Origin of the sequence: Salinimicrobium soli (genome assembly GCF_048323655.1) — a bacterium.
In the GTDB taxonomy this organism is placed as follows: domain Bacteria; phylum Bacteroidota; class Bacteroidia; order Flavobacteriales; family Flavobacteriaceae; genus Salinimicrobium; species Salinimicrobium soli.
This window is the reverse complement of sequence record NZ_JBLUWW010000001.1, coordinates 353,447-377,932: the sequence shown is the minus strand read 5'-3', so window position 1 is coordinate 377,932 and position 24,486 is coordinate 353,447. Positions and strand designations below refer to the sequence as shown.

General features: G+C 42.8%; 28 protein-coding genes. 16 read left to right on the top strand and 12 right to left on the bottom strand.

Annotation, left to right across the window (positions count from 1 at the left end):
• Window positions 1–6: 6 nt before the first annotated feature.
• The 9 genes from ACNORC_RS01775 (at window position 7) to ACNORC_RS01735 (ending at window position 9,880) form a co-directional block, all read left to right on the top strand.
• Window positions 7–1,638: a DUF4381 domain-containing protein gene (locus ACNORC_RS01775; protein ID WP_418333870.1), complete on the top strand. Its 1,632-nt coding sequence runs from the start codon at window positions 7–9 to the stop codon at window positions 1,636–1,638.
• The gene (locus tag ACNORC_RS01770) at window positions 1,638–2,642 is read left to right on the top strand and encodes a vWA domain-containing protein (RefSeq protein ID WP_418333869.1); all 1,005 of its coding nucleotides are present in this window, start codon (window positions 1,638–1,640) and stop codon (window positions 2,640–2,642) included. The genes ACNORC_RS01775 and ACNORC_RS01770 overlap by 1 nt, the downstream gene beginning before the upstream one ends.
• A gap of 15 nt (window positions 2,643–2,657) precedes the next feature.
• On the top strand, window positions 2,658–3,695 hold the full coding sequence (locus tag ACNORC_RS01765; RefSeq protein ID WP_418333868.1) for a vWA domain-containing protein: 1,038 nt from the start codon (window positions 2,658–2,660) through the stop codon (window positions 3,693–3,695).
• Between the two features lie 18 nt (window positions 3,696–3,713).
• Window positions 3,714–4,610, top strand: a complete 897-nt coding sequence (locus ACNORC_RS01760; RefSeq protein WP_418333867.1) for a tetratricopeptide repeat protein — start codon at window positions 3,714–3,716, stop codon at window positions 4,608–4,610.
• Between the two features lie 5 nt (window positions 4,611–4,615).
• Window positions 4,616–6,379, top strand: coding sequence for a BatD family protein (locus ACNORC_RS01755; RefSeq protein ID WP_418333866.1), 1,764 nt, complete (start codon window positions 4,616–4,618; stop codon window positions 6,377–6,379).
• The gene (locus ACNORC_RS01750) at window positions 6,376–7,125 is read left to right on the top strand and encodes a tetratricopeptide repeat protein (protein WP_418333864.1); all 750 of its coding nucleotides are present in this window, start codon (window positions 6,376–6,378) and stop codon (window positions 7,123–7,125) included. Before ACNORC_RS01755 ends, ACNORC_RS01750 begins: the two co-directional genes overlap by 4 nt.
• A gap of 51 nt (window positions 7,126–7,176) precedes the next feature.
• Complete coding sequence (locus ACNORC_RS01745; RefSeq protein WP_418333863.1) at window positions 7,177–7,467, top strand: hypothetical protein; 291 nt, start codon at window positions 7,177–7,179, stop codon at window positions 7,465–7,467.
• 162 nt (window positions 7,468–7,629) lie between these two features.
• The gene (locus ACNORC_RS01740) at window positions 7,630–9,207 is read left to right on the top strand and encodes a SulP family inorganic anion transporter (RefSeq protein ID WP_418333862.1); all 1,578 of its coding nucleotides are present in this window, start codon (window positions 7,630–7,632) and stop codon (window positions 9,205–9,207) included.
• A 49-nt stretch (window positions 9,208–9,256) separates the two neighbouring features.
• Window positions 9,257–9,880 (top strand): carbonic anhydrase family protein, encoded by a 624-nt coding sequence (locus ACNORC_RS01735; RefSeq protein ID WP_418333861.1) that lies wholly within the window; start codon window positions 9,257–9,259, stop codon window positions 9,878–9,880.
• Between the two features lie 60 nt (window positions 9,881–9,940).
• Here ACNORC_RS01735 and ACNORC_RS01730 read toward each other — a convergent pair whose 3' ends face one another.
• Window positions 9,941–10,468 (bottom strand): CvpA family protein, encoded by a 528-nt coding sequence (locus tag ACNORC_RS01730; protein ID WP_418333860.1) that lies wholly within the window; start codon window positions 10,466–10,468, stop codon window positions 9,941–9,943.
• Window positions 10,469–10,515: 47 nt separating this feature from the next.
• On the opposite strand from ACNORC_RS01730, the gene ACNORC_RS01725 reads away from it, so the two are divergent.
• The 4 genes from ACNORC_RS01725 to ACNORC_RS01710 all read left to right on the top strand — a co-directional run bounded on the left by ACNORC_RS01725 (window position 10,516) and on the right by ACNORC_RS01710 (window position 12,565).
• Window positions 10,516–10,872, top strand: coding sequence for a hypothetical protein (locus tag ACNORC_RS01725; RefSeq protein WP_418333859.1), 357 nt, complete (start codon window positions 10,516–10,518; stop codon window positions 10,870–10,872).
• A gap of 117 nt (window positions 10,873–10,989) precedes the next feature.
• Window positions 10,990–12,009 (top strand): phenylalanine--tRNA ligase subunit alpha, encoded by a 1,020-nt coding sequence (pheS, locus tag ACNORC_RS01720; RefSeq protein ID WP_418333858.1) that lies wholly within the window; start codon window positions 10,990–10,992, stop codon window positions 12,007–12,009.
• On the top strand, window positions 12,006–12,173 hold the full coding sequence (locus ACNORC_RS01715) for a hypothetical protein (protein ID WP_418333857.1): 168 nt from the start codon (window positions 12,006–12,008) through the stop codon (window positions 12,171–12,173). The genes pheS and ACNORC_RS01715 overlap by 4 nt, the downstream gene beginning before the upstream one ends.
• Window positions 12,170–12,565: a hypothetical protein gene (locus ACNORC_RS01710; RefSeq protein WP_418333856.1), complete on the top strand. Its 396-nt coding sequence runs from the start codon at window positions 12,170–12,172 to the stop codon at window positions 12,563–12,565. Before ACNORC_RS01715 ends, ACNORC_RS01710 begins: the two co-directional genes overlap by 4 nt.
• Here the strand turns inward: ACNORC_RS01710 and ACNORC_RS01705 are convergent, their stop codons facing one another.
• The 7 genes from ACNORC_RS01705 to ACNORC_RS01675 all read right to left on the bottom strand — a co-directional run bounded on the left by ACNORC_RS01705 (window position 12,566) and on the right by ACNORC_RS01675 (window position 18,244).
• A complete protein-coding gene (locus ACNORC_RS01705) occupies window positions 12,566–13,021 on the bottom strand; it encodes a DUF1801 domain-containing protein (RefSeq protein WP_418333855.1) in 456 nt (151 codons plus the stop codon).
• 10 nt (window positions 13,022–13,031) lie between these two features.
• On the bottom strand, window positions 13,032–14,027 hold the full coding sequence (locus ACNORC_RS01700; RefSeq protein ID WP_418333854.1) for an NAD(P)H-dependent glycerol-3-phosphate dehydrogenase: 996 nt from the start codon (window positions 14,025–14,027) through the stop codon (window positions 13,032–13,034).
• 252 nt (window positions 14,028–14,279) lie between these two features.
• A complete protein-coding gene (nadD, locus tag ACNORC_RS01695) occupies window positions 14,280–14,864 on the bottom strand; it encodes a nicotinate (nicotinamide) nucleotide adenylyltransferase (RefSeq protein WP_418333853.1) in 585 nt (194 codons plus the stop codon).
• A 3-nt stretch (window positions 14,865–14,867) separates the two neighbouring features.
• Window positions 14,868–15,452: a guanylate kinase gene (gmk, locus tag ACNORC_RS01690; RefSeq protein ID WP_418333852.1), complete on the bottom strand. Its 585-nt coding sequence runs from the start codon at window positions 15,450–15,452 to the stop codon at window positions 14,868–14,870.
• Window positions 15,452–16,309 carry a YicC/YloC family endoribonuclease gene (locus ACNORC_RS01685; protein ID WP_418333850.1) on the bottom strand — a complete coding sequence of 286 codons (858 nt, stop codon included), beginning with the start codon at window positions 16,307–16,309 and terminating at the stop codon, window positions 15,452–15,454. The genes gmk and ACNORC_RS01685 overlap by 1 nt, the downstream gene beginning before the upstream one ends.
• Window positions 16,310–16,379: 70 nt before the next feature.
• On the bottom strand, window positions 16,380–17,225 hold the full coding sequence (locus ACNORC_RS01680) for a DUF1206 domain-containing protein (protein WP_418333849.1): 846 nt from the start codon (window positions 17,223–17,225) through the stop codon (window positions 16,380–16,382).
• Window positions 17,226–17,290: 65 nt separating this feature from the next.
• A complete protein-coding gene (locus ACNORC_RS01675; RefSeq protein WP_418333848.1) occupies window positions 17,291–18,244 on the bottom strand; it encodes a YheT family hydrolase in 954 nt (317 codons plus the stop codon).
• Between the two features lie 94 nt (window positions 18,245–18,338).
• Here ACNORC_RS01675 and ACNORC_RS01670 point away from each other — a divergent pair, with 94 nt between their 5' ends.
• Window positions 18,339–18,812: an acyl-CoA thioesterase gene (locus ACNORC_RS01670; RefSeq protein ID WP_418333847.1), complete on the top strand. Its 474-nt coding sequence runs from the start codon at window positions 18,339–18,341 to the stop codon at window positions 18,810–18,812.
• Here the strand turns inward: ACNORC_RS01670 and ACNORC_RS01665 are convergent.
• The 3 genes from ACNORC_RS01665 to ACNORC_RS01655 are packed head-to-tail and all read right to left on the bottom strand — an operon-like array spanning window position 18,809 to window position 20,834.
• On the bottom strand, window positions 18,809–19,702 hold the full coding sequence (locus ACNORC_RS01665) for a DMT family transporter (RefSeq protein WP_418333846.1): 894 nt from the start codon (window positions 19,700–19,702) through the stop codon (window positions 18,809–18,811). The genes ACNORC_RS01670 and ACNORC_RS01665 overlap by 4 nt on opposite strands.
• A complete protein-coding gene (locus tag ACNORC_RS01660) occupies window positions 19,695–20,048 on the bottom strand; it encodes an arsenate reductase family protein (RefSeq protein WP_418333845.1) in 354 nt (117 codons plus the stop codon). The genes ACNORC_RS01665 and ACNORC_RS01660 overlap by 8 nt, the downstream gene beginning before the upstream one ends.
• A gap of 21 nt (window positions 20,049–20,069) precedes the next feature.
• A complete protein-coding gene (locus ACNORC_RS01655) occupies window positions 20,070–20,834 on the bottom strand; it encodes a DUF3298 and DUF4163 domain-containing protein (protein WP_418333844.1) in 765 nt (254 codons plus the stop codon).
• A 97-nt stretch (window positions 20,835–20,931) separates the two neighbouring features.
• Here ACNORC_RS01655 and ACNORC_RS01650 point away from each other — a divergent pair, with 97 nt between their 5' ends.
• A complete protein-coding gene (locus ACNORC_RS01650) occupies window positions 20,932–22,074 on the top strand; it encodes a cystathionine gamma-synthase (RefSeq protein WP_418333843.1) in 1,143 nt (380 codons plus the stop codon).
• 56 nt (window positions 22,075–22,130) lie between these two features.
• On the opposite strand, the gene ACNORC_RS01645 is transcribed toward ACNORC_RS01650, so the two are convergent.
• Window positions 22,131–22,907 carry a THC0290_0291 family protein gene (locus ACNORC_RS01645; RefSeq protein WP_418333842.1) on the bottom strand — a complete coding sequence of 259 codons (777 nt, stop codon included), beginning with the start codon at window positions 22,905–22,907 and terminating at the stop codon, window positions 22,131–22,133.
• Between the two features lie 184 nt (window positions 22,908–23,091).
• On the opposite strand from ACNORC_RS01645, the gene gdhA reads away from it, so the two are divergent.
• On the top strand, window positions 23,092–24,435 hold the full coding sequence (gene gdhA / locus ACNORC_RS01640) for an NADP-specific glutamate dehydrogenase (RefSeq protein WP_418333841.1): 1,344 nt from the start codon (window positions 23,092–23,094) through the stop codon (window positions 24,433–24,435).
• Window positions 24,436–24,486 lie beyond the last annotated feature (51 nt).

Here is a 24,486-nt window from a genome sequence, read left to right as displayed (position 1 = left end):
GGATCAATGAACCAATTTTCCGGAAGTAAATACAAAGCAGAAATCAGCCCAAAAATAGTTGTGGTTTTTTTGTGCGCTTTCTTTTTCCTGGCCTTTTGTACTGGCGTCCGCGCACAGGAAGTAAAGGCCGGAATAGATTCTACTTCGATCAAGATTGGAGAGCAGATCACGTATTCCATTTCTGTAGAAACATCTCCCGATGAACTGGTAGTTTTTCCTGAAGGGCAGACCTTTTCTCCGCTTGAGATGATCGAATCATATCCTGTTGATACCAGCAGAGCGCAGGACAGGCTTAGACTGTTCAAGGAATATGCGCTCACGCAATTTGATTCCGGCAGGTATACCATTCCGCGACAACGGGTGATCATTGGTCAAAAAAGCTTTTTTACAGATTCCATTCCGGTGGAGGTGAATAACGTGGTGGTAGATACTACCAAACAAAAGATGTTTCCTATAAAACCTTCGGTTGAAGTTCCGGAACCTTTCCGTATTCCCGAATGGGTTTGGTGGCTTCTTGGAATTGCACTGATACTAGTGGTTGCAGGCTATTTGCTTTTCCGAAGAAAAAAGAGAAAAGAGGCTGCTGCACAGAAACTACCACCCTATGAACAGGCCCTTCTCGAACTGCGTCAATTGGATGATTCGCATTTGCTGGAACAAAGAGAGATCAAAGAATATTATTCACAGCTTTCAGCAGCGGTGAGAAGGTATCTGGATGGCGAGATTTACGATCATGCGCTTGAAAGTACTACCAATGAACTGATCGTTTACCTGGAGCATGAACGTGACAAGGGGAAACTGAAGCTGGAGCATAGCACTATTGAGCACCTCAAAGAAATTTTGGAGCGTGCCGATCTTGCGAAGTTCGCTAATTCAAAACCGGATGTGCTGACAGCTAAAGAAGACCGCAGCCGTGTTGAAAATGTCATTAATGATACCAAGGCTTCCATTCCCGAACCTTCGGAAGAGGAGTTGCTGCGCGACCAGGAATACCGGGAAAAAGAGGCGCGGAAAAAGAAGGTCAAAAAGATCATTTTTGGAGTGCTTGCTGTTGTCCTCCTTCTAAGTGCGGGCATCGCTTATGTGATTAGCACTGAAGGCTACAGTTCTTTTGTGGACAACTACATTGGGAACCGCAGCAAAGACCTGCTCGAGGGAGAATGGATTCGAAGTGAATACGGCTCGCCTCCGGTTGCCATTACCACACCTGAGGTATTGACCCGAAGTTTGGCTGATACGACAGCTCTGACTTCCGGAAAAGAAGATTTTGAATATGGCAGTTTTGAAAAGAATCTTTATATAGATCTCAGCACCCGCCCGGCGGGAAAAGATTTCAATGCTGAAGCTGCAGTCGAGGAAGTGTATACCTTCCTGGAAAGCAGGGGAGCTAAAAATATTATCACCAAACAGGAAGAGATAACCACTTTGAATGGTGCCAAAGGGGTGCGAATCTTCGGAACCATGAACTTTGAAGAGAAAGCTGGGAAAACCATTGAAAAGGCTTACAGTATCCTGAATTTTGGTGTGAACGATGGTTTCCAGCAGATCGTAGTGGTTTATAATATAGGCGACAAGTACGCCGAAGAGATCTCTCAAAGAATAACCGATTCTGTTGAACTTATAAATCCGGAAAGTTAATGTTCGAAAAGTTTGTTTTTGAAGATCCGCAATTTTTCTGGCTGTTGCTCCTGCTGCCGCTGGCCCTGGCCTGGTATGTCTGGAAACGAAAAAGAATGACGGCAGAGTTGCGCATTTCCAGTATCAAAGGTTTTGAAGCTGGCTCCGGATTGATGGGAAAATTTCGCCCGGTACTATTCATTCTTCGTTTACTGGTGCTTACGCTGGTCATCACCGCGCTGGCCCGGCCACGCACCGTGGATGTTTCAACCAGAACCAGTTCTACCCTGGGGATAGATATAGTGATGGCCATAGATGTTTCGGCTAGTATGTTGGCAAGAGACCTCGAACCAAACCGGTTGGAAGCCACTAAAAAAGTAGCTTCAGAATTTATTAAGAACAGGCCCGGAGACAGGATTGGATTAGTGGTCTATGCCGGTGAGAGTTTTACAAAAACACCTATTACAAGTGATAAAAGCATTGTACTAAATTCTCTGGAAGATGTAGAGTACAACAATGTCCTTGAAAACGGAACTGCGATCGGGATGGGACTTGCGACTTCTGTGAACAGGCTCAAAGACAGCAAGGCTGAAAGCAAGGTTATTATTCTGCTTACCGATGGAATGAACAATGCCGGATTTATTGACCCAAAGATCGCAAGTGAACTGGCGGTGGAATTCGGAATAAAGACCTATACCATTGGAGTTGGAAGTAACGGAACGGCTCTATCGCCTGTGGCCATTCTTCCAAACGGAAATTTCCAGTACGGTCGGGTGCCGGTGGAAATCGATGAAGACCTGTTAAGGGAAATAGCGAAGGCTACCGGCGGAAAATATTTCAGAGCCACCAATAATGAAAAGCTGGAGGAGATCTATGAAGAGATCGATCAGCTCGAAAAAACTGAAATTGAAGAATTCAAGTTCTATAACTATGAAGAGAAATTCAGGCCTTTCCTCCTTCTGGCGGGAATCCTGTTGCTCTTCGAAATATTGTTGAGATTTACCCTTTTTAGAAGTTTTGTTTAGTAAAAGAAAGAACTCATGTACCTCTTAGAAGAAAAATCATATTTCTGGTTACTGCTCACCATTCCGGTGATCATCTTTCTTTTTGCCTTGCTGATCTTCTGGAAAAAGAGGACCCAGAAAAAATTTGCTGACAAGGAACTACTGGAAAAGTTAAGTCCGGAAAGGTCAATATCAAAATCGGTCTTTAAGGTCATTCTGCTATGTCTGGCTATTGCCAGTTTTACCATGGCTTTGGTGAATCCGAAGTTTGGCACAAAAATGGAAACCATCAAACGGGAAGGCGTAGATGTTGTCTTTGCAGTTGATGTCTCAAAAAGTATGTTGGCTGAAGATATTGCTCCTAACCGTCTGGAGAAGGCTAAGCAGCTGGTCACCCAGATCATCAACAGTTTGGCCAGTGACCGCGTGGGGATCATCGCTTATGCCGGAAGTGCTTTTCCGCAGTTGCCTATAACGACAGATTATGGGGCGGCCAAGATGTTCCTGCAAAGTATGAATACCGATATGGTCTCTTCCCAGGGAACAGCTATAAAAGAAGCAATAGAACTGGCGACGACCTATTTCAATGATGAAGACCAGACCAACCGTGTGCTGTTCCTTATCAGCGACGGGGAAGATCACCAGGGGAACATTGAAGAGATCGCACGACAGGCTGCCAGGGAAGGTATACGGATAGTGACCATAGGAGTTGGAACACCAAAAGGAGGTCCAATTCCGGTAAAAAGGAATGGGATCATTCAGAGTTATAAAAAGGATAATAACGGCGAGACAGTGATCACCCGATTGGATGAAAAAACACTTCAGGAAATAGCGAGCGAGGCTAACGGGCAGTATATTAGCGGTGCAGTGACAGGTGAGGTTATCGATGAGGTAACACAGATCCTTCAGAATATGGATAAAAAGGAATTTGAATCACAACAGATAGCCGACTATAAAAGTCAATTTCAGTGGTTCGTTGCTTTAGGATTATTATTTCTTCTGTTGGATATCATGTTGTTAGAGCGGCAAACATCGTGGTTAAAAAGATTAAATTTGTTTAACGAGCATAAGTAGTTGATTTTGAATAAGACAATGAGAGCGTTTGAAAACAAATACCTTCTGAAAATGGCATTTTTGGGAGTGCTTTTCTTTTCGGGAATTTCGGCTTTTGCTCAGGAAGATGCTGAGAAGGCTGCCCGGGAAGCAAGAAAGTACATGCAGGAAGCAGAAGCAGCCTTGTCTGAAGATGATATTGCTTCCGCAGAAGCCTATTACCGTAAAGCCATTGCAAAGGATCCTTCCAATGCAGAAGCAAAATATAACCTGGGAAACCTGTATTATAACAAAGAGATCACCAATGAAGCGGTTCAAAGACACGGACAGGCAGCGAAAGTGACCGAGAAAAAAACGCTGAAACACGATTCTTTCCATAACCGCGGAAATGCTTTTATGAAGCAGAAGAAGTACAAAGAAGCGATAGAAGCATATAAGAATTCCCTTCGTAACAATCCGGCTGATGATGAAACGCGTTACAATTTGGCCTTAGCAAAAAAGATGCTGGAAGAAGAGCAGAAAAAAGGTGGTGGCGATAAGAACCAGGATCAGAAGAAGGATAAGCAGGATCAAAACAAAGATCAGCAGCAAGATAAAAAAGATCAGCAGGGAGACGAGGGAGAAAAAGAGAAGAATGAAGATGGAAAGCCGCAGGATGAGAAAGACAAAGGCGGTGAGAAAGATCAGCAGGATAAGAAAGAGGGCGAAGATAAAAAAGATGATGAGGGAAAACCTCAGAATCAGGATAAGCAGGAACAGAACAAAGGGGATAAGGAGGAGCAGCAAAAGCAGCCTCAGCCAAGACCCGGTCAGCTTTCTCCGCAACAGGTGAAAAACCTTTTGGAGGCAATGGGTAACGAAGAGAAAAAAGTACAGGATAAGATCAACGCCGAAAAAGTAAAAGGCGCTAAAACGAAAACAGAAAAAGACTGGTAGAAAAGATGAAGAACAAGATCCTGATTTTCATATTTTTCATGGTTTCGGCAATTGCCGGGGCGCAGGTGCAGTTCGAAGCCAAGGCCAGCAAGAAAAAGCTGGGGGTGAACGAACGCCTGCGCGTAGATTTCACGATGAACCAGGACGGGGATAATTTTAATCCGCCGTCATTTTCTGATTTTACAGTAGTAGGCGGTCCTAACCAGGCTGTGAGCAATAGCTGGATAAATGGAAAAAGGAGCTATTCCAAAACCTACAGTTATTTTCTGGCTCCTAAAAAGAGAGGGAAATTAGCCATTGGCCAGGCAGAGATCACTATTGAAGGCGACGTTTATAAGACCACGCCTCTTGAAATTGAGGTGACTGCTGCCGTAGATGAGCCTACAGACGGTAATAACTCTGAATATGTAGCTTCCGAAAATCTTCACCTGGTGGCCGAGATCTCGAATTCTAATCCATATCTCAACGAAGCCATCACCGTGGTCTACAAGCTGTATGTGAGTCCGCGGATCAATGTCAGCGACTGGAGACAGCTGGACAATCCCAAGTTCAGTGACTTCTGGAGTCAGAATATCGATATGCAGCGCCTGCAGGTAGAGAATGGGGAATACGAGGGAGAACCGTATCGCTATGTTGTTTTGCGTAAAACAGTGCTCTATCCTCAAAAAACCGGAAAACTGAATATTGAACCGCTCACGCTTTCCGTTTCTGTCGAAGTGCCGGGAGATCGCAGGGATATCTTTGGAAACCGTTTCTACGAAACAGTGGATAAAGTAGTGGCGGCCGGTAACCGCACTATCAATGTGAAGCCACTGCCACAGGAAGGAAAACCGGAAGGGTTTACCGGAGCTGTGGGGAAAAACCTGAGGTTCAGTGTAACTGCTGACAAGACAAACCTCAATGCTACCGAGTCTTTACAGGCAAAAGTGGAAGTGAGAGGGGAAGGCAACCTGAAACTGTTCGATCTTCCTCCGCTAACGGTTCCGGCCTCCATGGAAAAATATGAACCGGAATATGCCGAAGATGTGAATACAAACCTGGGTGGCATGCGCGGCAACATTTCCAATACCTATACCCTGGTGCCGCAGCAAAAAGGGAAATATCCAATTCCGGCTTTATCCTTCAGTTATTTCGATCTTAATGCTGAATCTTACAAAACACTTACCTCGAATGAAATCCTTATTGATGTAAATGCAGCTCCTGCCGGGCAGGCAACCACGACTTCGGGAAGTACCGGTGGTACCGTACGACAGGCTCCTGCTGTGACGAATCAATTCCGCTACATTAAACTGAATGCGGCCCTGAGACCTATCGATGAAAAGCCATTTTTGGGATCTCCTCTTTTTTGGAGCCTTTTTGTGCTGCCTTTGTTGTTCATTCCGCTGGCAATCTTCTTCGGAAAGAGAAGAGAAGCGATGGCTGGTGATGTCCGAGGAAACAGGATTCGAAAGGCAGATAAACTTGCCAGAAAATATCTTTCCGAAGCAAAACGAAACCTTGGCGATAAAACCAAGTTCTACGATTCGCTGGAAAGAGCGCTGCACAATTATTTGAAGGCGAAGCTGCATATACAAACGAGCGAGATGAGCAAGGAGCATATTCGGGAGTTGCTGCTGGGTCGCGGAGTGACTGAAGCTACGGTAGATCAATTCCTGGAGTTGCTTAAAAGCTGTGAGTTCGCCCGCTATACACCGGCTTCAAATGTTGCGATGCAACAGGATTATGATAAAGCGGTACATGTAATCTCTGAAATTGACAAACAGGTATGAAAAAGCTGATTTTTATATTGGTCCTGCTGGTTGGTTTCACCGGCTTTTCACAGAACGAAGAATTGTTTGATAAGGCCAATGCTGCCTATGCAGCTGAAAATTATGAACGGGCTATTGATCTCTACGACCAGATCCTGGAAAATGGAGAAACTTCGGTCGCTCTGCATTATAATCTCGGAAACGCTCATTACAAGCTCAACCATATAGCGCCAAGTATCTATCATTTTGAAAAGGCTCTACAGATGGAGCCGGGGGATGAAGATGTAAAGAACAATCTTGAATTTGCCAGAAATATGGCCATAGATGCTCTGGATGACCCTTCAGAAGTAGGTTTTGGCGGCATTTTCAATCAAAGTACTTCTGCGTTAAGCCCTTCAGAATGGGGTTGGGCAGCCATTTTTTGTATGATGCTGTTTGTGGTATTCTTCCTTGTCTACTACTTCAGTAGGAGAACTATTATTAAACGGATTCTATTTATCTCCGGAATGTTCTTTTTGGTGCTGGCGATCACCTCCGGTGTAATAGGAGCACTGAAGCTTAATTTACAGGATGAAAGTTCTTTTGCTATTATCTTTTCTGAAGAAGTGATGGTTAAGAGTGAACCTAATGTGAGAAGCGCAGAAGTTCTAACCCTTCATGAGGGCGCGAAGGTCAAAGTAACTGAAGATTTTCAGGGCTGGTATGAAATAGAACTTCCTAATGGTACGCAGGGATGGGTGAACTCAAAAGAGTTAAAACTGTTGTAGCGACAAGTATTTCTTTGGTCAAAATCTAGAGATATCCTATTTTTGCCGCTTATGAAAAATATCGCCGTTTTATTATCAATTGTTTTTATGAGCTTCGTGGCCGGTCCTACGGTTGTGGCGCTTATTGATGACACGGTAGATATGTCATTTGCTTTTACTGCCAACGAAGAGGAAAATTCATCAAAAAATCTCCTGTCATTTGAATCTCTCATGGAGGAATCCTATTCCAACCATGCAAGTATTCGTTATTTGAGAACACATTCTCAGCAGGAATTCTCTTATCTGGAAGGCAGCCATCAGGTCTACCTCGAAGTGATCTCTCCCCCTCCACAGAGCGTATAAAATTTTCGTTTTTTTTAGATCCACGCTTGTCGGGGCTATTCTTCAATAGCTCACGGTACCATGCCTTTTTGCAATGGCTAATGGTTTCGGGATCTCATTATACAGTATTTATTATTTAATTATTGACAGGTTGTTTTTACCTGTCCTAAACGTTTATTTTTTATGTTCAAGCAACTCAAAAAAGATTTGCCGGCCAGTATTGTTGTATTTTTTGTTGCTCTTCCTTTATGCCTTGGTATTGCCTTGGCCAGTGGAGCACCATTATTTTCAGGTTTAATTGCAGGTATTGTAGGAGGAATTGTTGTGGGGGCACTAAGTAAATCCAGTCTTGGTGTTAGTGGTCCAGCTGCAGGATTGGCTGCAATAGTACTTGCAGCGATTGCCAGTTTAGGTAGTTATCAGGATTTTCTTTTAGCCGTAGTCCTGGCAGGAGCCATTCAAATTTTATTCGGAGTTCTCAAAGCGGGAATTATCGGTTATTACTTTCCATCGTCCGTTATTAAAGGAATGTTGACTGGAATTGGAATAATTATTATTCTAAAACAGATCCCACATTTTTTCGGATATACCCAAAGCCCAATGGGTGACTGGTATTTCTTCCAATTGGATGGGGAGAATACTTTTTCGGCACTCGGAAAAATTTTCGAATCGATTAGTCCCGGGTCCACCGTAATAGCCCTTGTCGCTATGGGGATTCTCATCCTATGGGAGACCGTTTTGACTAAAAAAAGCAAAGTTTTTAGATTGATCCAGGGACCCCTCGTAGCTGTAGGGCTGGGAATAGTCTTTAACGTGATTACTCAAAATATTGATTCTCTTTCTATCGCTCCAGGACTTCTCGTTAATGTACCAGTCCCTGATAGTTTTGACTCTTTTATAGGGCAGTTTACTTTTCCCTCCTTTAGTATGATAGGAAATATGGAGATATGGGTCACTGCCTTTACATTGGCCCTGGTGGCCAGTTTGGAAACCCTCTTATGTGTTGAAGCTACAGATAAATTAGATCCACATAAAAGAACGACTCCAACTAATAGAGAATTATTTGCTCAGGGAACCGGGAACATAGTATCTGGCCTAATTGGAGGTCTGCCTATCACCCAGGTAATTGTTAGAAGTTCTGCGAACATCCAGTCTGGAGGACAAACGAAACTTTCTGCAATACTCCATGGAGGCTTACTGTTGATCTCTGTGATCATTATTCCGAGAGTTTTAAATCTAATACCACTATCGGTTCTTGCCGCTGTTTTATTTTTAGTGGGTTATAAACTGGCAAAACCACAGCTTTTTGTGCAAATGTACAAGGCAGGATGGAAACAATCTGTACCCTTCCTGGTGACCGTGACAGGAATCATTTTTGGTGATCTCCTTGTTGGTATAACCTTGGGACTTCTTGTGGGAATAATTGTTATATTAATCAAGAGCTACCAGAATTCATATTTCCTACATAAAGAAAATGTGGAAGATGGAAGTAAGACAGTTAAGATGACACTGGCCGAAGAAGTGACATTTATAAATAAAGGAGCTATAATAAAAGAGCTCAATAAGCTGGAAGAGAATTCATTTCTTATTATGGACGTGACTAAAACTCACTACCTTGATAACGATATCATCGAAATACTTGATGATTTTAAAGTGAAAGCTGAAGAAAGAAATATCAATATCAAGATTATTTCTGAAAGAGGGGTAGTTGTAAACCCTGAAAGTTATCAGCAATTTTTTAATAGACCGAAAACTGCTTAATACCTATTTTATAGCACTGAAAATTTTTTTAAACTTAAATTGATAAACTATGATCAAAGATATAATTAACAAGGAAAAACAAGATACATTAACTCCTAATACAGTTCTTAATGAACTTATGGCGGGGAATGAAAGATTTACCGGAAACAACATGTATTCAAGAGACTACTCCAGCCAAATAGCCCAGACCAGTGGCGGACAATGGCCCCAGGCAGTAGTATTAAGCTGTATTGATTCCAGGGTGCCTGTAGAGACAATTTTCGACCAGGGAATTGGGGATATCTTTGTCGCAAGGGTAGCCGGTAATTTTGAGAATACAGATATTCTGGGAAGTATGGAATATTCCTGTAAAGTAGCGGGTAGTAAACTGGTTTTTGTACTAGGTCATGAAGCATGTGGCGCGGTTAAAGCGGCTTGTGATCACGTAGAACTCGGAAACATCACTCACCTGTTGAGTAACATCGCTCCTGCGGTTGATCAAACAAAAACAGATGGAGAAAGAAGCTCGAAAAATGATTCTTTCGTAGCTGATGTTATCGAGAATAATGTGAAGATGACCATGGAGAGAATCAGGGAAAAAAGCCCTATTCTACAGGAAATGGAGGCCAATGGAGAAATCAAGATCGTTGGTGGGGTTTATTCTATATCTACCGGAAAAGTCACCCTTTTATAGTATTTTTTAACTGAAGGTTCTTGGAAACCCGGTTTTGAACTAAGGTTCTGCCGGGTTTTTTTATTTCATTTCTTCAGCTTCAGAAGGAGTAATAAAAGTATCCCCTTCCTTTACTTCTTCAATTATCCGCGGAAGAATTATGGGCGCCATGGCCCGTACGGGAAGATATAACACCGAATTTTCTTTAGTTTCCTCGTCCGGCTGAAAATATCCGAAGTAGTCGAACAGCATAAAGAAGAGGCTGGCCAAAAATGCCATTTTTACCATCCCAAAAATGCCTCCCAATAATCGGTTTACCAGTCCCAGGGCAACTATGTGAGCCATTTTAGTGAGAAATTTTCCTGCGAGAGAAATTAGAAAGGCCACAATAAAAAAGGTGAAGGCGAAAGCAAGGATCGCCAGGTATTTTTCCTCCCAATCAAGGAAAATATCAAAAAGACCGTAGGCAGCATCAGAAAAATGTATGGCAGCATAAATACCGCCTACCAAAGCCACTAATCCGGCGAGTTCCACTAAAAATCCTTTAAAAAGACCCCGTACGAGGCCGAGCAGTAGAAAGATGCTGAGGAGCAGGTCTATGATATTCATGTTTCCAAAGATAGTAATTTCCCGTTCTTAGTAGTTATCTTTGCGGCATGGCAAGAGACGAACAATTAAAGGAGCGATGGGAGCAGGTGGAGCAAAAGCTTTCACACCAATTTGCTGATGGGGAAAAGCTGGAGCTGGACGCCATTATTTACCTTATTGGAGTACAGGAACTGGGGCAGTTACATCGCAAGTTCAAAAAAGACCACAAACTGGATCTTATGCACATTGCTATCTGCAGGCTGCTGGAGCCATACGGATACTATGAGTTCGAGTTTTTTGATGACGAGGGCTGGCCGCATTATAAGGTGGTGGAACAGCTTCCGCAGTTAAAGGCGGGAGAGCAGGCTGTACTTATGAAAGAAGCCATAGTGCAGTACTTCCTGGAAAAAGAATACATTAAATAGCATTTTTGAGAATTGTAGAGAGATGTTCTTTCTTCGGCCGGGGGAAAAGGCCGGAGGAAATGCGTACCTTTTACATCATAATTTTCTTAAATTTGCGCTTCCTAAAGAAAAGGGACCATGATAGATAAAATTGAGGATTATATTTCTGAAATTGAAGCTTTTCAGGCTAAGACCAAAGAAGAGGTAGAAAATTTCCGGATCAAATATTTAGGCAAAAAAGGAATTTTGAACGAGTATTTTGCTGAGTTCAAAAATGTGCCGAATGAGCAGAAAAAAGCTTTTGGTCAGGCAGTGAACAACCTTAAGAATGCTGCTACCGAAAAGGTGAACCAGCTGAAGGAAGAACTGGAAAGCAAGGAGGAGGAAAAAAGCATTTACGGAGACCTTTCCCGCCCCGGTGAGCCTATTGAAATAGGCGCACGTCACCCCATTTCTATTGTAAAGAACCAGATCATCGAGATCTTTTCTAATATTGGTTTTAATGTTTCTGAAGGACCGGAAATTGAAGATGACTGGCATAACTTTACAGCTTTGAACCTTCCGGAATACCATCCGGCAAGGGATATGCAGGATACCTTCTTTATTCAGACCAATCCCGATGTTTTGTTGCGAACTCACACCTCATCTGTGCAGGTGCGTTATATGGAAGAGAACAAACCGCCTATCCGAACTATTTCTCCGGGGAGGGTTTTCAGAAATGAAGCTATTTCTGCGCGTTCTCACTGTATTTTCCACCAGGTGGAAGGTTTGTACGTAGACAAGAATGTTTCTTTTGCCGATCTCAAGCAGACGCTGCTTTACTTTACCAAACAACTCTTCGGAAAGTCTAAGATCCGCCTGAGACCTTCCTATTTCCCATTTACCGAACCAAGTGCCGAAGTTGATATTTACTGGGGACTTGAAACCGAAACCGATTACCGCATCACCAAAGGTACCGGCTGGCTGGAGATCATGGGCTGCGGAATGGTAGATCCAAATGTGCTAAGAAATTGTAATATCGATCCTGCGGAATATTCCGGATTTGCTTTTGGAATGGGAATAGAAAGGATCGCCATGTTGCTTTACCAAATAGGTGATATTCGCATGTTCTACGAGAACGATATGCGCTTCCTTGAACAATTTAAATCTTCCATATGAAAAAGACTGGTCTCATTATCTTAGGAGTTATTGCAATCGCGGTCATTATTCTGTTGATCGCCATTAAAGTCATTGAGTTTACCATAGGAGCTATACTGCTAGGCTTAGCTGCACTAATTCTCTGGGGATTATGGAAGTGGGCCAAAAATAAAATGGAGGAGTGAAAAAAGATATCGAGATCCCGCAGGTTGAAGATTTGTATGTAGCGGCAGTCCGTGAAAAGCATGAAGAATATGGAACGCAGGATTGGAATGCTTATCTCATTAATGCCGGAGAAAAACCTCTTGAAACGGTATTAATTGTTAGCCGGGGCTATGATGGTAATAAAGAAACCTCTACCATGCGTCACACCATAAAAGTGTTGCCGGCAAAATCTTTTGCTAAAGTTGAATTTTTGGAAGAAAAGGTGCTGGCACTCAATAATGAGTTCTCAATCTCTTTCTTTTCGGAAGGAAAAATGTTCCATAAAAACTACATTTTCAGAAAGAATACCATCAACGAAAAAGCTCTTCAGGAACTTCCGGTAATGACTAAAAAAGGAGTCCTTCTAAAATAGTTATTTTTTAATGTTCCTCTCGTAAACGGAGATCCATTCCTGCGGACTCATTTTTGAGACCAGTTCACCAATAAGATCATAAGGAATATCTTCCAGCTTCTTAAACCGGATGCAACTTTTACCCATATCAAGTTTCCGGTTGCAGTGCTTAGGGTATTCTTCTACAAACCAGTCCAGCAGTTCTTTCTTAGCGTAAAGCCCCATGTGATAAAGGGCAATAAAGTTCTTTTGGGAGGCCAGGTTGATAAAAGGAAGCGGGTCTTTTGGCTTACAATGGTACCCGTCAGGGTAGAGCGAATGAGGTACGTAATATCCGATCATTCCATAGCTCATTCCTTCTTCAAAACCTTCAGGAAGGTTTTCTTTGATGACTTTCCTCAAATTGTTGATCACCTCCTGCCTTTCCGCAGAAAGTGAAGCGATATAATCTGCAACAGAGGTGGCTGAGGATTGCATTTTCTTAGTTTTAATCCAGTTTTTCTACCAGCTTTTTAAACACCTTTTTAGGTTCCTTGCCCTGATAAAGAATGGCATAAACGGCATTGATGATGGGAGTTTTCGCCTTCGTTTCCTGCACGATCTTGTAGGCACTTTCGGTGGCATAATAACCTTCAGCCACCATGCTCATTTCCATTTGTGCGCTTTTGACGGTATAACCTTTCCCAATCATATTCCCGAACATCCTGTTTCGGCTGAAAACCGAATAACCGGTTACCAGTAGATCTCCAAGGTATGCGGAATCATTGATGTTCCGCTTCATTTTATGCACTTTCTTGATGAATTTCTTCATTTCGCGAATGGCATTGCTCATTAGCACACTTTGGAAGTTATCTCCATAACCCAATCCGTGAGCGATTCCGGCAGCTATAGCGTAAATGTTTTTGAGCATAGCCGCGTATTCGGTTCCTACAATGTCATCGCTGGTTTTGCAGTTGATATAGTCACTGCTGAGGTTTTTCGCCACCATTTTTGCCTTTTCCTCATCGGCACAGGCAATGGTAAGAAAAGAAAGCCGCTCAAGGGCTACTTCCTCCGCGTGGCAGGGTCCGGTGATCACTCCAATATTATCGTAAGGAATGTGATAAGTAGTGTGAAAATGTTCACCGACAATTAGACTGGTCTCAGGTACAATTCCTTTAATAGCTGAAAAAATGATCTTGCCTTCAAGAGATTCGGTAAGCTGATCCAGTTCCCTTTTCAGAAATGCTGAAGGAATCGCAAAGATAAGAACGTCTGCTTCTTTGACGGTTTCGTTCATGTCACTGCTTAATTTTAGCTGGGACACGTCAAATTCTACAGAGCTTAGGTAATTAGGATTATGGTCCTGTTTCTTGATGTGTTCAATAGCATATACGCTACGCATATACCATCCAACTTCATCAAGGTTCTCACAAAGCATTTTTACTATTGCAGTAGCCCAGCTACCTCCGCCTACCACGGCGAACTTCAGCGAATTCTCCATAAAGATCAATTTCTGAAATCAAAAATAAGGAAAATTAAAAGGTTGCGGGGAACAGTGGCTGCAAAGAAAATTAAAAACGGCAGATTTGGAGGCTAAAACTTTAACATTCAAAATACTGCATCTAACGTACGAAGCAAAATAAATCTGCGTTATACAATTAGAAAGGATTATAATTTAGAAGAGTTTAATCTTTTTTGGTTGGTTAGTTAGTGAAGAATTGCCTTTGAAACGCTGTTTTGGGGGCAATTTTTTTTAGCGGTAAAAATTCATCTCATCAATATACCGCCACACTTTTTCGGGTAAAAGCGGCCTAACATCCTTTCCTTCTTTAATGGCGTTCCTTATAAAAGTTGAAGAGATCTCAATTCGCGGCGCATCTACCAGCCTTATGTGCGGATGATCCTTTAAAACGCCATCTGTTTCCCCTTCCGAAAACCGTGGATAAACTATGATCTCGTGCCGCTCCAGAATCACCTCGAAATTCTTCCATTTTGGAAAGCTCTTGAGGTTATCCTCTCCCATTATTAGAGAGAATTTATAATCGGGATATTTTTCCTCCAGTTGTACCAGGGTATGGGAGGTATAGTTTGGTTGTGGCAGGTTAAATTCTATATCGCTCGGCCTAAGGTTCGGATAATCCTCACATAGCTGCCACACCATATCATACCTGTGATGATTGTTCAACAGGCTGCTTTTCTTCTTGAACGGATTGTGCGGAGTAACTACCAGCCATACTTCATCAAGTTCTCCATACTGCTGCAGGTGGTTCGCAAGGATAAGATGGCCAATGTGTACCGGGTTAAAAGTGCCAAAAAACAATCCGATCTTTTTCTTCACTTCTTACTTCTTTTTTTCAGCTCCTACAAAATCTGAGACAAGGGAATAAGCCTCTTCCAAGGCTACATTAAGGTCGTTATTTATGATGATATGATCGAACTGCGGTGCAGTTGCCATTTCAATAGAAGCCTTGGCTACCCGCATATTGATCTTATCTGGCGATTCTGTTTGTCTTTTTTTCAAACGGATCTTCAGTTCCTCGATACTCGGAGGTTTTACAAACACCGCTAAAGTTCTTTCGGGATAAATGTGTTTTATGTCAAGACCACCAACTACATCTATGTCAAAAATGACATTTTTGCCTTCCGCCCAAATTCGTTCTACCTCGCTTTTCAGGGTTCCGTAGAAATTATCGCGATACACTTCTTCCCATTCCAGGAATTCGTCGTTCTTGATCTTGTGTTTAAATTCTTCCAGGCTGAGAAAATAATAGTCTCTTCCGTTCATCTCGTTTCCCCGTGGTTCCCGAGAGGTAGCTGAAATAGAAAAATCCAGCTTTAGTTCTTCCTGGGCCAACAGGTATCTAACTATGGTTGTTTTTCCCGATCCTGATGGTGCTGAGAATACGATCAGTTTACCGTCTGCCATTATAAAACGTTTAGTAGTTGTTCCTTGATCTTCTCCAGTTCATCCTTCATCTGCACGACCAGTTGCTGCATTGGCGCATAATTTGATTTGCTCCCAATAGTATTGATTTCCCGGCCCATTTCCTGGGAAATGAAAGCGAGTTTTTTTCCGTTGGAATCTGCAGAGTTTAGCGTTTTGAGGAAGTAATCCATATGGTTGTCCAGTCTTACTTTCTCTTCGGTTATATCAAACTTTTCAATGTAGTATACCAGTTCCTGCTCAAAACGATTCTCGTCGATATTTTCTTTAAGTTCGGAAACCCCTTTTTGAAGCCTTTCTCTTACTGCAGTGATCCTTTCGGGATCCATGGCTATGACCTTCTGAAGCAAACTCTGAATATTCTCAGCTCTCTGCACCAGTTCGTCTTCCAGGGCTTTCCCTTCGGCAGATCTAAAATCGTTGATCTCCTCCAAAGCTTCTTCCACAGCTTTTTCTATAGTCCTGAATTCCTCTTCATCGATCTCATCGCGCTCAGTCTTCAAAGCGTCGGGCATTCTTACTGCCATTTTTAGCAATTCGGTTTCGTCCCCCTGAACAATTTCTTTTAATTGTTCCATGTACTTTTTGACCACTGCAGGATTTACCGAAGCTGTTGTTTCTTCTCCGGTGATTTCCACATAGACCGAAAAATCAACTTTTCCCCGGGTAAGGGATTTCGATATCTTGTTGCGTAACAGTAATTCCTTTTCGCGATATTGAGAAGGAACGCGGGCGTTCAGGTCAAGGTTTTTGCTGTTGAGGGATTTGATCTCTACGGTAATTTTTTTTGAGGGAAGTTGTACAACGCTCTTCCCAAAACCGGTCATGGATTGGATCATGCTTGAGTTTTAATAATTGCCCAAAGATAAGGATTTCTGAAGCAGTGCAAAGAGGCCGCCTGCTTTTTGGTCACTGAATTCTGGTGAGTTGTGCGTGACGGGCCACCATCATATTGAAAATGCCGTAACCTATTAGCCCGGTTGCTGTAGCACCCAATAACCAGGAGCCGTAGGAGAAGCTGAGCAAATACTGCAAAGCTCCCTCTGTTCCTTTATATACCTGCGCGTTGTGCTGAAGGATGACTTTGACCAGAAAAAAAGAGATAATTCCGAATACGACTCCGCGGGCAGCATATCCAAATCTACCCGACTTCCGGATGAATTCGTATTCATGTTTTAGATCTGGAAACTTGTCGATCTTTTTCATGAACCGTGCAGTGTAAGCAAGCCGAAACTGCCAAATGGCCTGTGCAGCCACAATTATAGCCAGCGCCCATATGAGGATCACTCCCCAGTCATGACTAAGAATTTCCCCAAGTGCAGCCTCCTGTTTCTCATTCCCTTCTGAAGGCGCTCCTGCGTGTTCATGACCCATTAGATCTTTGATAAGGGGTTTGGCAAATGAATAAGCTATAAGGGCATAGAAAATTGCAGAATATAAATATCTGAACCTCGTAAAAAGTCCTTTCCAACCTTCGGGTTTTTTGCTGCCTTTTTTCTTGGGTCGTAACCACATTTGTGCCAGTCGCCACAGAGTGTATGCAAACAGTCCTAATGCAACAATGCCCACCAGGATCTTACCCAACGGTAAGGATAGTAAAAACCTGATCACTCCATCTGTACTGGTAACATCCCCACCCAAACCAAAAGCGGCCATAAAGGTGAGTACACCCACTAGAATGTACACCAGACCTTTCATAAAAAATCCGGCTGAGCGTACCTTGGCTATATGTTCTTTGTCGGGAGTGGCCGTCATGCTTGAACTAATTTAAAGCATATTTGCTGTCCCTGCTGCTATTTTAACCGTGGTTTAGCATTTTTTTAGGTTTGGGAGGAAAGGAATTCCAGGGTCCGCTCTTCGTTGTAGGTATATGGACCGTTTTGAATGAAACCTACATGACCTCCATATTTTGGCATCTCCAGAAAGAAATCCGAATTTTTCTCTGCAACCTCTACAGGATAGGACTTTTCAGAAAGGAATCCGTCGTTGCGGGCATTGATCAAAAGAGTGGGAATTGAAATATTTGGGAGGAACTGCAAAGAACTGTTCTTTTTGTAATAGTCCAATGCATTCTCAAAACCGTGCGCCTTACTGGTGTAGAGTTCATCAACTGCCAAAAGATTGTCACAGGAGGCGATCTCTTCTTTGGTGATCTTATTCGGGAATTTCTCATGTCGCGCCAACAGGTGCGCCTTTAAACTCCGCAGAAATCTTTTTTCATAGAGCATATTCCGCAATTGCTGGATCTCCATGAGTGAACCGTGAAGATCACAAGGGACGGATATTGCTACGGCAGCTTTGATCTCTTCGGGAAGATTTTTTTCTTCTCCCAAATATTTCAGCAGAAGGTTTCCGCCCAGGCTAAAGCCATTTAGGGCAATGGTGGGATAGCGAGGCTTTACATGTTCAATTACCTGCCTCAGGTCGTCTGTGGCACCCGCATGGTAAGAGCGGAAAAGTCGGTTGAGTTCCCCGCCGCAGCCTCTAAAATTCACTGCCAGTACGTCCCAACCATTCTGCGTGAAGAGTTTGGCTGTTCCTGTCATATAAGGTCTTTGCGCGCTCCCTTCCAATCCGTGGAGCAGGATCAAAAGCTTTTCGCTTTTTTCTTCGGAAAAACTCCAGTCCAGATCGATAAAATCTCCTTCCTTAAGTTCCAACCGTTCTCTTTTTTGGGGATGGTCCATCTTTCGAAAAACGGCAGCATAAACTGTGGAGAAATGGTAATTTCTAAAGATAAGGGAGGGTTCGTAATGGCTTTCAACTAACGGCATGTGCTTTTCATCATTAAATTTCCGGAGCGGCAACTTAGGAAATTATACTATGCATGCATAATAATTATTTGTAATTTTACGCCAAAATTTGAATATGTACAAGAAAGAGTTCGATATACGATGGAGTGATATTGATGCCAACCGTCACCTGGCAAATACGGCTTATATTAATTTTATGAGCCACACCCGAATGTCATTCCTCATGGAAAACGGTTTTGGGTATCAGGAAATGGCGAAGCACAACCTGGGGCCTGTCGTATTTTTTGAACACATTTATTATTTCAAGGAAGTTTTTGCCGGAAAACCGGTGACTGTTACCCTTCAGCTAAAGGGGCTTTCAGAGGACGGAATGTATTTTGAGTTCGTGCATGACTTTTACGACCATAAAGGCCGCAATTTTGCCAGTTGTGAAATGATGGGAGGTTGGATAGATCTAAAAGAAAGAAAACTTACCGGTCTTCCAAAAGACCTTTTTGAGAACCTCAACAGGCTTCAACATGTTCAGGATTTCAGGATCATAACAAAAGAAGATACCCGAAAGTTCGGGAAAAAGCCAAAAGATCTTTAAACTACAGGTTTAGGTTTTCGGGTGACCATATACACACCTGCAAAAACAAGTATGGCAGCGGCTATTTTGGTGAGATTAAGAGTGTCTGCTCCTGTGGCCACAGCATAAATTATTGCTATCAGGGGTTGCAGGTATATAAAAGCGCTAATGGTAGCCGCGCTTAACTGTCGCAGGGCAAAAACATTGAGTAGGTAGGTCAAAAATGTGGTTCCCACCACTACAAAAGCCATTCGTCCCATAACTTCAGGAGAAAGGGATGTCCACTCCACCTCAAGGAATTCATTCAGGGTAAGAGGTAAATTGATAATCACTGCCAACAAAAATAGCCACTTCATTATGGTGAAGGGATGGTATTTTGAGGTTAGCGGTTTCACCAGGATGAGGTAAAGTCCGTAGGAGAAGGCGTTCACGATAACTAATAGATTCCCCAATGGAATATTGGGTGCGTTAAAGGTTTGTTCCTTGCCGAATAGTATAAGTGAAACAGCTCCTGCCAACCCGATAATTATTCCCGCTGTCTTTAATACAGTAATTCTCTCCCTGATCAAAACAGCTGCCAGTATAAGGACCAGTATTGGGGTAATAGTTATTATCACGGAACTATTAATTGGGGTGGTCATACTCAAGCCTTTAAAGAAAAGGAGCATGTTGATCACCATCCCAAATATCGTACAGCCCAGGATGCGCGGCCAGTCACTGGTCGCGATCTTTTCCTTTGGTCCCCAGAAACTAATGAGCCAAAAAAGAATGGCGGCACCCACCACCCTTAGCAGAATGAAGCCAAAAGGCTGAATATACTCCGGCATTAGATTCTTGGCTACCGTATGGTTGATCCCATAGATAGTGCTGGCAGCTGTAGCCGCCAGGATCGCCAGTAATCTTTTATTCATGCATCGACTTTTTGGCTGCTTCTACCGTCTTTTTTGAGTTTCCAATAAAGATCTCCTGCCCGTTGATGATCACAGGCCTTTTTAAAAAAGTATAATGTTCGAGAAGAAGGGTTTTATAGTCCTGTTCTGAAAGGTCTTTATTTTTTAGCTCCCTTTCCTTGTAAAGCCGGGCCCTTTTACTAAAAAGGTGCTCGTAGCTTCCGGAAATCTTTTTCATCTCTTCCAGCTCCGGTTCGGTCAACGGATCTTTTTTGATATCCTGAAGGCTAAAAGAAGCGGGTGGTTGCAGCTCTTTCAATATCCTTTTACAGGTGTCACAGGTGGAGAGGTAGTAGATCTTTTTCATTCCGAAAATTTTTCTGCAAAACTATTCAATCTTAAGGAAGGGTCTTGCTTCTTCAAGAGGAATTTCCATATAAATATCTCCCGCTGAATAAGGAGCAATTTCATAGGAGTTGTAGACAAGAATGACATTTTCTTCGGTAAAACCAATATTCGAAGGGAGTCTAAAAATGTCATTTTTGAACCAGAATCCGGTGCTGTTAATATTTTCTTCCTGTGGGATATTCTGTTCCTGTCTGAATTTTTCCTCTACGAACGTCTTAAATTCCGGAGTAAAAAGATCTTTGGAGGAATACAGTTCTCCGGTATTTGGATCGAAATTTAAAAAGGTTAGGGTCTTATATCCGTGGGCTCCCCCGCTGAAGATCTCGGTAGTGATTCCAATGGAGACCAGGTTTTCAGTTTTTGAGTAGATATTTTCGTTGACATACGCTTCCCAGGGTGGTTCTTCCGAAAAGTTTTCGGCTGCTGAACGGTAGTCCAGGATAAAATTATTGCTGAGTTCTTCAAGATCTGACACTTGTGGATCTTCTTCGGAGCTTACCAATTCAATCACATGCTCTTCCAGTTTCCTGTTGATCTCCTTGGAGATCTCGGGCGCGCCTTTTGCCTTTACCACCTCCAGGGAAATTACCGTACAATCATATTCTGCAGTGTCACAATTCTCACCGGTTCTTTTGATGATCTGTTCCTTTTCAAAAAGAAGGGAGGTCTTTACCGGCTTTTTTTCTTCCCGGCATGACAAAAAAGTAATGAGAGCCAAAAGGATCAGGGAGAATCTGCGAAACATAAGGGAGGTTAGAGTGTTAAACTGTTACGAAAGGTACATGCTATTTTGGGATTGCCCAAAGCGAACTCTACATTTGTGTCTTAAAAATTTCGGAAAAATGAAATTCAATACTAAGACTATCCACGGCGGGCAGGAGAATACAGATCCGGCTTATGGAGCAGTAATGCCGCCAATATATCAAACCAGTACTTACAAGCAATCTACCCCGGGAGGACATAAGGGTTTTGAATATTCCCGCAGCGGAAATCCCACCCGTTCTGCGCTGCAAAATGCTTTGGCCAGTATTGAAAATGGCAATTTCGGCCTCGCTTTTAGTTCCGGCCTCGCTGCGATTGATGCGGTGATGAAATTGTTCAAACCGAGTGACGAGATCATTTCCACCAATGATCTTTACGGAGGATCTTATCGTTTATTTACAAAGATCTTTGAAAACCTGGGGATCAAATTTCATTTTGTGGGAATGCGGGATGCAGGCAGAATTGAAGATTCCATTAATGAGAATACAAAATTGATCTGGATAGAGACGCCTACCAACCCAATGATGAATATTATAGACATTGAAGCGGTTTCAAAAATTGCAAAAAAACACAATCTTCTATTGGCAGTAGATAACACTTTTGCCACGGCTTATCTACAGCAGCCATTAGAGCTGGGGGCAGATATTGTTATGCACAGCGCCACTAAATATCTCGGCGGGCACAGTGATGTGGTGATGGGAAGCCTCGTGGTGAAGGATCAGGAGCTGGCTGAAAAACTTCATTTTATTCAGAATGCCAGTGGCGCAATTTGTGGACCTATGGATAGTTTCCTTGTGCTTCGCGGAATTAAGACCCTGCATATTAGAATGCAAAGACATTGCGAGAATGGTGCGGCCGTAGCTGAATTTCTGAAAAACCATCCAAAAGTAGATAAAGTTTACTGGCCGGGCTTTGAAGATCATCCTAACCACGAGGTGGCCAAAAAACAAATGAAAGGTTTCGGCGGAATGATCTCTTTCACTACTGCTGAAGGAACTTTGGAAAGCGCTGTACAGGTGGTAGAAAAGCTTCAGATTTTCACTCTTGCTGAATCTTTAGGCGGAGTAGAGTCCCTGGCAGGACATCCGGCCAGTATGACTCACGCTTCCATTCCGAAGGAAGAGAGAGCAAAGACAGGAATTGTTGATTCCCTGATCCGACTGAGTGTGGGAATTGAAGATGAGGAAGATCTTATCAATGATCTAAAACAAGCTTTGGGATAGCGTGGAACAGGATACTAAAAAAGGGCTTTTTCGAAGCCTTTTTTTATGCACAAAATTTAGAAATTCAGATAGTAGATGTAACCCACATTAAGCCAGAACATCATATCATTGTATTTGTTCTGTGGATTGTCATGGTTGAGGCCGTCCATCCAGTCGGTGTCGTAATAACGCCACTGCAGGTTCATCACCAGGTCGCTCACCCGGTCTAAACGGTACCGGACCCCGGCTCCCAGGACAATTGACCAGGTAGAACCGGCTTCTTGCTGCACGCCTCCCTTAAAGGTGTGAAAAAGATTGTCTTCCAGAGGACCAAGTGTGGAATAGGTGTACGGGTCGTAACCTACAAAATTAGCTCCCAGGCTCACAAAGGGAGAAACAGGATAAGCAAAAGCCGTATAGTCCCTGATGCTTAATGGGTAGTATTCCAGATGGGCGCCGATTTCAAAAGTCTTTATATTTCCTACCATGGCCCGCAACTGCTTTCCGCCTTCATTGTTCTTTCGGGAGGTTTCGCCAAAATGATTAAGGTCTCCAAAATGGTAATCTATCTCTGCCCTTATCTTGAAATGGTCATTGAAATAAGTGTCCAGAGTATAGCAGCTACAATCTGCCCGATAGGCAAAGTTCAGATAATACACCAATCCGATTCCCACCCCGGAATTGGAGGTGTTAGTCTCTAAATTATATCGGAGTCCGTAATCGGTGTAGTAAGCTACCGGTCCGCCTACAATTCCAATCTCCTGTGCTACCAATCCAACTTGTGCAAAGGTCACGGCCCTTCCGAAGAGAAAAAGGAAAAAACCCAGCATTAAAGATTTGGAAATGTTGCTCATAAGCGTTGGTGGCATCTTAGCAAATATATAAATTATAGCTAAAGAAAGCCTGAATTATTGGCCTGTCAGAAATTATGGAAATAAAAAAGGAATATTAAAATTATAACCCCCGTTTTTTAGGGAATCTGTATATTTGCACCGAATCGTATAAAACGTTTTCGTTAAAATAAATTTAGCCGAAACTATGGAAAAAAATGTACAAGAATTTCTAGATACCGTTTCTAAAAGAAATAGTCATGAACCTGAATTTTTACAGGCTGTTCATGAAGTTGCAGAGACAGTAATTCCTTTCATTGAAAAAAATAAAAAATACCAGAACAAGAAGTTGTTAGAGCGTATGGTGGAGCCGGAAAGAGTGATCATGTTCCGTGTGCCATGGGTAGATGACAATGGAGAAGTACAGGTGAACCGTGGATTCAGAATTCAAATGAACTCTGCTATTGGGCCTTACAAAGGCGGTTTGCGTTTTCACCCCTCTGTGAACCTGAGCATTCTTAAATTCCTCGCTTTTGAGCAGGTATTTAAGAACAGCCTTACTACACTGCCTATGGGTGGTGGAAAAGGAGGGTCAGATTTTGACCCAAAAGGTAAATCTGACAACGAAGTGATGAATTTCTGTCAGAGCTTCATGACCGAGCTACAGCGTCACATTGGTGCCGATACTGATGTCCCTGCGGGAGATATTGGAGTTGGTGGCCGTGAAATTGGATACCTGTATGGACAATATAAGAGACTTCGCAACGAATTCACAGGAGTATTGACCGGAAAAGGAATGTCTTACGGAGGATCCTTGATCCGTCCTGAGGCAACCGGCTACGGAAACGTATACTTCGCTGAAAACATGATGAAGACCAAGGGTGATTCCATCAAAGGAAAAACGGTGGTTATCTCCGGTTCCGGAAACGTAGCTCAGTTTGCTGCTGAAAAAGTTGCACAAATGGGTGGTAAGGTTGTGACCCTTTCAGACTCTTCAGGATACATCCTTGATGAAGAAGGAATCTATGCTGAAAAACTAGGTTTTGTAATGGAGTTGAAGAACGAAAGAAGGGGAAGGATCAAAGAATATTTGGATAAATATCCAAATGCGAAATATTTCGAAGGAGAAACTCCATGGAATGTGAAGTGTGATGTAGCTCTTCCTTGTGCAACTCAAAATGAGTTGAATGAAGACGATGCTAAGGCACTTGTGAAAAATGGTTGTATCTGTGTGGGTGAAGGTGCTAATATGCCTTGTACTCCTGACGCTATTGCTGTTTTCCAGGATGCGAAGATCCTTTTCTCTCCGGGTAAAGCTTCAAACGCGGGAGGTGTTGCTACTTCAGGTCTTGAAATGTCTCAAAACTCATTGAGATTGAACTGGACTTCAGAAGAAGTTGATGCCAAGCTGCACCAGATCATGAATGACATCCACGAACAGTGCGTTAAATACGGAACTGAAGAAGGTGGATATGTTGACTACGTAAAAGGAGCAAACATTGCAGGTTTCGTAAAAGTTGCCGATGCCATGTTAGCACAGGGAGTGGTATAATTCACTACTTATAAATCAAGGAAAAGCCGCATTTTGCGGCTTTTTCTATTT

Excerpts from the sequence above, each read along its gene's own strand:
- ACNORC_RS01775 (WP_418333870.1), top strand. The coding sequence starts at position 7 with ATGAACCAATTTTCCGGAAGTAAATACAAAGCAGAAATCAGCCCAAAA.
- ACNORC_RS01770 (WP_418333869.1), top strand. The coding sequence starts at position 1,638 with ATGTTCGAAAAGTTTGTTTTTGAAGATCCGCAATTTTTCTGGCTGTTG.
- ACNORC_RS01765 (WP_418333868.1), top strand. The coding sequence starts at position 2,658 with ATGTACCTCTTAGAAGAAAAATCATATTTCTGGTTACTGCTCACCATT.
- ACNORC_RS01760 (WP_418333867.1), top strand. The coding sequence starts at position 3,714 with ATGAGAGCGTTTGAAAACAAATACCTTCTGAAAATGGCATTTTTGGGA.
- ACNORC_RS01755 (WP_418333866.1), top strand. The coding sequence starts at position 4,616 with ATGAAGAACAAGATCCTGATTTTCATATTTTTCATGGTTTCGGCAATT.
- ACNORC_RS01750 (WP_418333864.1), top strand. The coding sequence starts at position 6,376 with ATGAAAAAGCTGATTTTTATATTGGTCCTGCTGGTTGGTTTCACCGGC.
- ACNORC_RS01745 (WP_418333863.1), top strand. The coding sequence starts at position 7,177 with ATGAAAAATATCGCCGTTTTATTATCAATTGTTTTTATGAGCTTCGTG.
- ACNORC_RS01740 (WP_418333862.1), top strand. The coding sequence starts at position 7,630 with ATGTTCAAGCAACTCAAAAAAGATTTGCCGGCCAGTATTGTTGTATTT.
- ACNORC_RS01735 (WP_418333861.1), top strand. The coding sequence starts at position 9,257 with ATGATCAAAGATATAATTAACAAGGAAAAACAAGATACATTAACTCCT.
- ACNORC_RS01730 (WP_418333860.1), bottom strand. The coding sequence starts at position 10,468 with ATGAATATCATAGACCTGCTCCTCAGCATCTTTCTACTGCTCGGCCTC.
- ACNORC_RS01725 (WP_418333859.1), top strand. The coding sequence starts at position 10,516 with ATGGCAAGAGACGAACAATTAAAGGAGCGATGGGAGCAGGTGGAGCAA.
- pheS (WP_418333858.1), top strand. The coding sequence starts at position 10,990 with ATGATAGATAAAATTGAGGATTATATTTCTGAAATTGAAGCTTTTCAG.
- ACNORC_RS01715 (WP_418333857.1), top strand. The coding sequence starts at position 12,006 with ATGAAAAAGACTGGTCTCATTATCTTAGGAGTTATTGCAATCGCGGTC.
- ACNORC_RS01705 (WP_418333855.1), bottom strand. The coding sequence starts at position 13,021 with ATGCAATCCTCAGCCACCTCTGTTGCAGATTATATCGCTTCACTTTCT.
- ACNORC_RS01700 (WP_418333854.1), bottom strand. The coding sequence starts at position 14,027 with ATGGAGAATTCGCTGAAGTTCGCCGTGGTAGGCGGAGGTAGCTGGGCT.
- gmk (WP_418333852.1), bottom strand. The coding sequence starts at position 15,452 with ATGGCAGACGGTAAACTGATCGTATTCTCAGCACCATCAGGATCGGGA.
- ACNORC_RS01685 (WP_418333850.1), bottom strand. The coding sequence starts at position 16,309 with ATGATCCAATCCATGACCGGTTTTGGGAAGAGCGTTGTACAACTTCCC.
- ACNORC_RS01680 (WP_418333849.1), bottom strand. The coding sequence starts at position 17,225 with ATGACGGCCACTCCCGACAAAGAACATATAGCCAAGGTACGCTCAGCC.
- ACNORC_RS01675 (WP_418333848.1), bottom strand. The coding sequence starts at position 18,244 with ATGCCGTTAGTTGAAAGCCATTACGAACCCTCCCTTATCTTTAGAAAT.
- ACNORC_RS01670 (WP_418333847.1), top strand. The coding sequence starts at position 18,339 with ATGTACAAGAAAGAGTTCGATATACGATGGAGTGATATTGATGCCAAC.
- ACNORC_RS01665 (WP_418333846.1), bottom strand. The coding sequence starts at position 19,702 with ATGAATAAAAGATTACTGGCGATCCTGGCGGCTACAGCTGCCAGCACT.
- ACNORC_RS01660 (WP_418333845.1), bottom strand. The coding sequence starts at position 20,048 with ATGAAAAAGATCTACTACCTCTCCACCTGTGACACCTGTAAAAGGATA.
- ACNORC_RS01655 (WP_418333844.1), bottom strand. The coding sequence starts at position 20,834 with ATGTTTCGCAGATTCTCCCTGATCCTTTTGGCTCTCATTACTTTTTTG.
- ACNORC_RS01650 (WP_418333843.1), top strand. The coding sequence starts at position 20,932 with ATGAAATTCAATACTAAGACTATCCACGGCGGGCAGGAGAATACAGAT.
- ACNORC_RS01645 (WP_418333842.1), bottom strand. The coding sequence starts at position 22,907 with ATGAGCAACATTTCCAAATCTTTAATGCTGGGTTTTTTCCTTTTTCTC.
- gdhA (WP_418333841.1), top strand. The coding sequence starts at position 23,092 with ATGGAAAAAAATGTACAAGAATTTCTAGATACCGTTTCTAAAAGAAAT.